At 36.9% G+C, this 7,003-nt stretch carries 6 protein-coding genes; all 6 read right to left on the bottom strand.

All coding sequences use genetic code 11. The features are described 5' to 3' along the window. Positions 1-89 precede the first annotated feature (89 nt). Positions 90-1,880, bottom strand: coding sequence for an aminopeptidase P family protein (locus AC1VS3_RS12470; protein ID WP_331866905.1), 1,791 nt, complete (start codon positions 1,878-1,880; stop codon positions 90-92). Positions 1,881-1,984: 104 nt separating this feature from the next. Beyond that, on the bottom strand, positions 1,985-2,854 hold the full coding sequence (locus AC1VS3_RS12465; protein WP_331866904.1) for a S24/S26 family peptidase: 870 nt from the start codon (positions 2,852-2,854) through the stop codon (positions 1,985-1,987). A 76-nt stretch (positions 2,855-2,930) separates the two neighbouring features. After that, positions 2,931-3,413 carry a hypothetical protein gene (locus tag AC1VS3_RS12460; RefSeq protein ID WP_331866903.1) on the bottom strand — a complete coding sequence of 161 codons (483 nt, stop codon included), beginning with the start codon at positions 3,411-3,413 and terminating at the stop codon, positions 2,931-2,933. Between the two features lie 138 nt (positions 3,414-3,551). Then, on the bottom strand, positions 3,552-4,469 hold the full coding sequence (locus AC1VS3_RS12455) for a LysR family transcriptional regulator (RefSeq protein WP_196029887.1): 918 nt from the start codon (positions 4,467-4,469) through the stop codon (positions 3,552-3,554). Positions 4,470-4,676: 207 nt separating this feature from the next. Next, positions 4,677-5,120 (bottom strand): PaaI family thioesterase, encoded by a 444-nt coding sequence (locus tag AC1VS3_RS12450; protein WP_196029888.1) that lies wholly within the window; start codon positions 5,118-5,120, stop codon positions 4,677-4,679. 211 nt (positions 5,121-5,331) lie between these two features. Beyond that, on the bottom strand, positions 5,332-6,792 hold the full coding sequence (gene gltX, locus AC1VS3_RS12445) for a glutamate--tRNA ligase (protein WP_008689747.1): 1,461 nt from the start codon (positions 6,790-6,792) through the stop codon (positions 5,332-5,334). Between the last annotated feature and the right edge of the window lie 211 nt (positions 6,793-7,003).

Here is a 7,003-nt window from a genome sequence, read left to right as displayed (position 1 = left end):
CTCATCGCTAAAGCTCTACGGAACCCCCAGACTATCTGGGGGTTTTCTCATACAATAAGAGCTACCTTTTGGGGGGCAGCTCTTTTCTTTTAGATTGCTCTGGTCGCTTCACGAAGCCAGCTTTGTTCTTCTTCCATTAAATAAGGAGAAATCTTTTCATATACTTCTTGATGATATGCATTCAACCATGCTTTTTCATACTGTGTTAATAAAGATGCATCAATACCATCCAGATCAAAGGGCACAAACGTAATGGTTTCAAAATACATAAATTGACCATATTCATTCTTTTCACCCTTGCATACGACCATTTCATTTTCATGACGAATACCATGAGAGCCTTCGACATAAACACCCGGTTCATTTGACTGCGTCATACCTTCCTCTAATACACAGCTATCATTTCTTTCTGGTACAATGCGCCAGCGGAAACCATTTGGACCTTCATGAACATTCAATACATGTCCTACGCCATGACCGGTACCACATTTATAATCTAGAGCAAGATCCCATAATGGTCCTCTTGCCAAAATATCCAAGTTTAAGCCACGACAACCATATAAGAAATGTGCTTTTGATAACGCGATATGGGAACGCAATGCTGTTGTAAAATGATGCTTGATTTCATCACTGATAGCACCTAACACAAAGGTTCTGGTAATATCGGTGGTGCCTTCCAAATACTGTGCGCCACTATCTACCAATAACATGCCTTCTGGTTTCAATTCGGCATTTGTTTCCTCATTGGCACTATAATGCATCATTGCCGCATGTTCCTTATAAGCCGATATGGTATCAAAGCTGATATCGAAACAGCCCTGTTCCTTGCGTAATGTTTCCAGGTATGCACTGGCACTGATTTCGGTAATCGTTTCTTTACCGATCTTGGTTTTTAACCAATACATAAATTTACACATGGCAATCGCATCCTTAATGTGTGCTTTTCGATTATTCGCCAATTCAATCGGATTCTTCATCGCCTTCATAAGTTGGCTAGGATTAGGACGATTTATTACGGTAATCTCCTTATGCAGCCCTGAAGTAATAGCATAATTCACGATCGTTTTATCCAACAGCACAACAGCATCTTGGGCAATTTTTTTCACATCCTCATAAATGGCATCGTATGGACATATGACAATAGCATTTTCTTGCAAATTATCACGTAATTGATCATCAAGCTTGCTTTCATTAATATATAAGGATGCACTGTTTTCATCAATGATCAGATAACTTAGCATTACCGGGAAGTGAGCAATATCCCAGCCACGCATATTCAAGATCCAAGCAATATCATCCAAAGATGTTACGATATGATGTGTCGCTTTTTCTTGTTTTAGGACAGCACGAATGCGTTTCAGTTTTTCTTTTGTACTTTCTCCACTGTAGCACTCTTCTAAAAAGAACCCTTTCTTTTTGGGCAATGCCGGTCTGTCTTTCCAGATCATTCCTACCAAATCTTCTTCACAAGCAAAAGTACTTTTTTTCGCCTGTAATTTATCCGCTAGTTTTTCCACAAGGGCAGTGTTCATTACGCGCCCATCAAAGCCTACCGTACCATGTTCAAAAACATTTTCATATAAATATTCTTCCATCGTAGGGACGCCTTCTTCACCTTGTTTCATTAAATCAATCGTTGTTCCCTGTAACTGGTTTTCAGCCTGAATAAAATAGCGCCCATCCGTCCACAACGCTGCCTTATCCTGACATACGATTAAAGTTCCCTGAGACCCACTAAAACCAGACATATATTTTCTTGCCTTAAAATGTTCTCCCACGTATTCGGTCTCATGAAAATCGGATGTTGGAATGATATACGCATCCATATGGCGTTCTTTCATCAGCGAACGCAAAGCTGTTAGTTTTTCAATAATCGTCATAGCATTTGCCTCCTCATCAATCGTCTATCCTATTGTACCTCATTTTGCATATTCTGCCCACTCCTTTACGCAAATATGCGTTTAAAAAAAGAAGTGATGTTTCATCACTCCTGTGCATCCTCCATATTTTTATACGAAAGAATAGCTATGTGATAATGCGCTATATCTTTGGCATGTAAATGCGTATAAGAGAAATCTTTACTTTCCTTAGCAAGTATCCCTTCTTTACCACAGAGATACCATTTTTCATGGAAGAGTTCATGTTTTTGCTCATCATAGAAAGTCAGTTTTGCAACTATGTAAGAAACGGCTTCAGGAAAATAATTTGTCAATGTCCCATGCAGGTGGAGCGTGTCATTCATATCGATAAAGGAAGTAAGCTTTGTGATGGATAGCCTTTTCTGCATTTGTTTCTTTACTTCTGATAATGCCTTTTCTTTTTCTTTGATTTCTTTATCCTTTTCTTCCCATCGTGTGCGTATTACACGATTTATCAGAAAAATCACTGCTAATTCTGCATACATGAGTAAACCAAAAGGGCTTTTTAGAAAGAGGAAGATCTTTCCCAAATAAGGAATATGAAACATATATTTTCCGATAATATCTGAACGTGTTGTTTCATAATTATCATAATCTTTTGCACTCGCACCTTGTGTTCGATAATAAGTTATTCCATCTTTGACCTGTGTCTTCTTAAAATAATGCGTCAATAAAATATCTTTACCAAAACGATTGGCATGAAAGGTAACGATGGTATCTGGCTGCAATGGTTCATCTTCATCAATCCGTTTACTAAATACTAGAGAATGTGTAGGAATGATCGGCTCCATGCTATCCGTTAATACCGTATAAAAACGATAACCGATGAATTGAGAAGTCTTTTCCGGCCAAAAGACAGCACTTAACAGACATGATAAAAGTACTGTCAAGAGGGCAGCACTTATCAATTTTAGCCATTTTTTTCTCAATTGCATGACAATCTCTCCTTTAACATATTCTATCTTAAAGAGAACCTCCTTTTAAAAAAACCGTCGTTCGACGGCTTTTTGCTTAGCTATGACTTGCAGTACCTGTCACTTCAACATCTAATGTATTACCAGCTAAAGCTTTATTTTTTACAGTGACTTCTACCGTATATTCATTATCACCACTTGTTAAAGTAGTATCTGTATAGTTAGCATCTGTTTTAGTTAATTCTACTTCACCTTTTTTGATTGTGACATCAACATCAGCAGCATTTACAATATTTTCTCCATTTTTCACTGTAGGTACTAATGTCATCGTATTCACATTGTTACCAGCATCTGTTACTTCAAATTTAGCTGTTCCAGTATACGCTATACTATCTTCTCCAATTGTATCTGTACCTTCTACAAACGTCATATTTGTTGCGGCAACTGTAACGCTAGAATTAGCAACAGTGATCTGACCTGTTGATGTTCCACTTAATGTATCCCAAACAGCGTAAGTTCCTGCTGATGTTAATACGATGGCACCAGCGGTAGCGAGTGATAATAATGTACTTTTTTTCATGATAATTCTCTCCTTTTCAAAGTAATGTTTTTCTTGCAGACAATTTATGTCTTTTTCTTTACATCCTTATTGTAAGCCAGAAAAGGAAAGTTGCATAATGCTAATAGCATCATATCTGGTTATGTTTTTTTCGCATAACTACATAAACCCATATTCTTTTTTCAAAATATCAAGAAAGATTTCTCCTGCACTGGATAAGATCTCTCGCTTTCTTTTTATAATAACGAAATTTTCCATGATATCGCAATTTTTAAAACGCAGACTGCGAATATTAGAATGTCGCAATTCATCTATTTGCCATTGATTTCCTAATAAAAAGGCTTGAGCGTGATTGATCATGTTGATAATAGCATGATAATTACTCATCGTAATCATTTTTTTAAAATCCGATAACAACGTTTTGTTGATGGTTAGTGATTGATTTAAATCTGAAAAGAAATCTTTCGGTAAATGTATATAAGGATACTCAATTAACTCTTCAGCATCGACAAAGCGACTATCTTGTAACGGTATCTTTTCGTTAACATGTACATATAATGGCTTACGATCCATTACCATAACTTCAATTTCTTTTATCTCTGCCATTTTTGAAAACACGCCAAGTTGTAAATCATTCAAAATCGTAATGCCGATTTCAGAGCGTAGCTGTACCACATTTTGTAAAACTTCTTCTGCTGTGGTTTCAATGAAATGTATCTCTGTTTCGGCTGAAGAAGCACGTTTATAAAATTCCAAAATCATATCATCATGTAGAAATATAGAATTTACAGAAATTGATAGTTTACTATAGATTTGCTCATTTTCTAATTTTTTCAAACGCTCTAATACACGAAACTGATTTAAAATCGAACGTGCATAATAATAAAGGAGATTACCAGTAGGTGTAAGGGTGATACCACGATTTGAGCGGATAAAAAGTTTTCTCCCCATTTCTTCTTCTAATGCGTGAATCGAACGACTTAAGCTAGGCTGACTGATATAGAGTTTTTCCGCTGCCTTGTTGATACTGCCGCAATCAGCGACCTCAACGAAATTCTTTAATTGATCCTTTTTCATAACATTCTCCCATATTGTATAATATGATTGTACCATGTTTATTTCAGATATGATATTCTTATGATTAAATGTATATGAAAGATTCTAAAAAAACGAATAAATCCATGATGATAGTTTCTTATAAAGATGACATGTCATCGATATGAAAATTAAGGAATCGATCAAAATGAAACTACATTCAAAACATCGTTAGAGAATTAAAACTTTTTAGTTTTGTCTATGGTTAACAGCATAGGAACCATTGGCTGTAGCAACAAGCGCATCGCTGTCAGAAAAGTGTGCAATTGCTCGAGCCTGAACGATGCGGCTTCCCACATGATCACAATAGCCTTCAATCACCAATGTTTCATGCTCCGCTATCCCCTTATCAAAGTTTACAGACATTTGAATCGTTGGTGTAAAGCTGGCATCACTAAAGATATAGGATGCACATCCCATCGTAATATCCATAGCGGTTGAAAGCATGCCTCCATGCATATGCCCGGCAGGATTTAATTGCCATTTTTGCACAGGGAATTGTAATATCACCTGTTTTTTATTTATGTTGATAGAAAGCACGCGCATTTCCATCATTGCATTAATCGTATTTTGGGCCTGTAAACGGCGATTGATAAAGTCATGTAAACGCTGCTGTATATAATCCTTTTCCATAACAATACCTCCCATGCCTCTATTATAGATACATTCCATAAAAATAACAACGCAAAGAGCATGGGATCTAACTGCTAAGATATTCCTTGCTCATCCATAAAGATAGTAACTTTTCTTTTAAATCATAATTCGATTGCGTAGAAAAACGTATACTCTTTTGCTTATAGAAAAAGAAAACAACCCGTTTGTACAGGTTGTTCGTGTATTGGTTTTAATTTACCTCTTTTTCTAGCTTTGCGATACCAACTTCAATACGCTTTAATGTTTCATCTTTACCTAAGATATGCGCAATTTCAATAGCTCCACCCGGAGTGAACTGTTTTCCCGTAATAGCGGTACGTACCGGCCATAAAATCTGCCCATTTTTCATTTCCATCTGTTTCGGCAATGCTAACAGTAATTCATGAAGGGTTTCTTCATTTGACCAGTCGTTCAGCTCTGATAATACCTCTTTCGCAGCTTTTAGCGCCTTTAAGGCAATTTCATACGTTGTCTTCATCTTCTTATGAACATACATGGCAATATCATATTCCGGCAATTCATCAATAAAGTCAATACTTTCCGGTATTGTGGATAAAACATCAGTACGTGGCTGCAAAATGCGCGCTACAGCCATCATATCCACAGGGCGATGAACGCTTTGTTCAATATATGGTTTTGCCAGTTCATAGAATTCTTCAACGCTCATCTCACGTAAATACATACCATTCATCCAAGTCAGTTTATCAATATCAAAGATGGCTGGTGATTTAGAAATACGTTTAATGTCAAATACTTTAATTAATTCTTCTAACGTATAAATTTCCTGTTCTGTTTCCGGAGACCATCCTAATAACGCGATGTAGTTTAAAATAGCCTGTGGAAGATAGCCTTTCTTGACTAGATCCTGGAAACTGGCATCCCCATTACGTTTGCTCAACTTATGCTGTTCATCCTTCATAACCGGTGGAACATGTACATATGTTGGAATGTCCCATCCATAAGACTGATAAATCAGATTGTATTTTGGTGTGGAAGACAAGTATTCGTTTCCACGTACGACATGGGTGATTCCCATTTGGTGGTCATCAATGATATTCGCAAAGTTATATGTAGGATACCCATCAGATTTTAGCAGTACACTTTCATCTAAGATACTGTTATCCACTTCGATACGTCCATATACTTCATCATCAAAATAGGTTTCGCCACTATGCTTGATGGTCTGACGTACGACATATTTCTCGCCATTTGCGATACGTTCTCTTGCCTCTTCAACAGAGATGTGTTTACATGGATCATCATATTTAAAAGAGATACCAAGGCTTTCGGCTTCTTTGCGCTGTTTTTCAATCTCTTCTTCACCGCAGAAGCAATAATGTGCACCACCAAGATCAACCAATTCATCGGCATATTTTTTATACATAGGCAAGCGTTCAGATTGAACGTATGGTCCAAAATCGCCACCAACATCTGGCCCTTCATCATGGGTTAAACCGACCTCTTTTAATGTATCGTAAATAATATCTACAGCACCCTCTACTAAACGTTCTTGGTCGGTATCTTCAATACGAAGAATGAAGTCACCATCTTCATGTTTTGCGATCAAATATTCAAATAAAGCAGTTCTCAGGTTACCGATATGCATATAACCGGTAGGGCTTGGTGCAAATCTCGTTCTAATTTTACTCATATATGTATTGTCACCCTTTCAATCAGCATACTAATAATATAATAAAGAAATGGCATTGGCAATGAATTTTTTATGCATTTCCAAACTTTTTCGAAAGTTTCCTTAAAATAATGAAATTTGTTGTTGACAAATGCATGGTTTTTTATTAGAATATCGGTGTTGCCGAAATTGGGGTATAGCCAAGCGGTAAGGCACCAGACTCTGAATCTGG

The organism is Longicatena sp. (assembly GCF_982403165.1).
The sequence above is the reverse complement of the archived record's forward strand: the minus strand, read 5'-3'. Positions and strand labels throughout refer to the sequence as shown.